At 60.0% G+C, this 1,763-nt stretch carries 1 protein-coding gene; it reads right to left on the reverse strand.

Features of this window, described 5'->3' with window-relative positions:
• Positions 1–270: 270 nt before the first annotated feature.
• Positions 271–1,563 carry a D-alanyl-D-alanine carboxypeptidase gene (locus tag NW819_RS08090; RefSeq protein ID WP_414413448.1) on the reverse strand — a complete coding sequence of 431 codons (1,293 nt, stop codon included), beginning with the start codon at positions 1,561–1,563 and terminating at the stop codon, positions 271–273.
• Positions 1,564–1,763 lie beyond the last annotated feature (200 nt).

Here is a 1,763-nt window from a genome sequence, read left to right on the forward strand (position 1 = left end):
CTCGGTTCAGCCAGCGATAAACTGTTGCACGACTAACCTTGTTCATCCGTGCAACTGCTCCCTTCCTGGACATACCCTATGACTCTCTCTCAGGTCTAAGCTTCCTCCTGAGGTCTACCTCCATGCCTTCTTAGCTGCAGGGCCGTCTCATTCTTAAATGAATTGACCCTGTTCCTAACCTGTGGGGCTCTGGGGTCTTGAGCTTCCGCCTCCTATGGGGAAAGTGGGGGGAGAGCTGTATCTCAAATTAAGTTCGAATTGAGGTCAGCATTAGCGGCGGAGAGGCTCAGAAATGGCCACCACATCCTGCAGAAACTGATCCTGTTGCTGGCGCAAAATGCCCAGGTCAGGACCTTGGTTGAGCAGGACAAAGTGGATGCCATTCGGCAGCTGCCCCATCGTCATCAGCCGATCCGCAGCGGATCCCACCTGAGCAGCCGTGCCTGGGGGCAAGGTGCGCGCCCGCAGGGTGCTGTGGCCAGTGCCCGCTCTGGGCAAGATCCGAGTCGGATCCCCATCTGTGAAATCTACCAGGTGTTCCCAGAGATGAGCTAGGGCGCGGGGGGAAAGGTACAGCGCTCGCCCTCTTTGCCCCAGGCGAATGTCTTGCTCGGCGGGGGCCATTTGGGAATCCAGGCGGGAAATGGGCTGAGCCACCAACCGCTGCCGCAGGTACTCCAGCAGGGCTGTTTCGCCCCCCAGTTCCGCCAACAGGGCTTCTGCCATGGCTCGGTCGTTGCTGCCATTGAGGATCTGCAACAGGGATCCCAGCCGTAGCGAGGTGTAGCTGGCCAGGCAGTGGGCGTCCGCGGGGAGGGCTGTTAGGACTGACACCGAGCCGCGAATGACAACCGGATGGGGTTGTTGAGTATTGCTGAGGAGTTCTGCCAAACGCTGAGCGCCGCCCAAAGGATCGGGTTGGCCCAGCAAACGGAAGGGGGGCAACACCTTCACATCCCCGTCGATCTGGCGAATGTTGAGGCTATGCAAATGGCGGGCCAGCTCTGCCACATTCGCTTCCGTGAAATAGGGATCCCCGCCACCCACCAGGATCAAATCTCCCGTCAAGCGATGGCCCAACCGATGGCCTGTGGTGTAGAAGCGGGTCTCAAAGCGACGTTCATAGCCCCAAGTCTCCAGGGCCATCAAGCTGATGGCCAACTGATCCAAGGCTCCCACCGGCAAAGGTCGATCCAGCCCATGCTCCGCCAACAGCTCCCCTTCCGGCGTCCAGAGCAGGATCCCCTGTTGAGAGAGCGCTCCCCCTTGGGCCGCCAATCCTTGCAAAAAGCCGGACAAGACCGAAGCGTAAGGAGAATCTTCCCACTGCGGCGATTGGGCGCGGGGCCACCAAGGGGGAAGGCCCGGAGTCCCACTTGGGGAAGGCAGCGGCGGCGGTGGAGTGGGGATGGGGGGGAAGGGATTCTGAGTCAATGTGGGAGACTCGACTTCAGCACCTGTGGGGTTGCTCCAGCAGGCCCCCAAGGCCAAAGCACCGGCCAACGGGATCCCTGCCCAGAGGAGACGACGATGGGGGCGCAACCCCTGTGGGATAAGCGGCATGATGACCTCACAAAGACACTTGCAAAGGACAACGGGCTGGCAAAAGACTTGACGCTACTCTAGTGCCATCCGAACTGCCTTGGCAAATCTCTGTGCCAGCCTTTTCCAGCGTTATCGACTCCGGCCAAGGCAAGCCCATCTTTTGCTTGTCAGGGATCCCAGTCGGCTGTGACGTAAGCTACCCGACACCAACCGCTAGG

This window comes from Synechococcus sp. R8-2 (genome assembly GCF_047461715.1).
Taxonomy (GTDB): domain Bacteria; phylum Cyanobacteriota; class Cyanobacteriia; order Thermostichales; family Thermostichaceae; genus Thermostichus.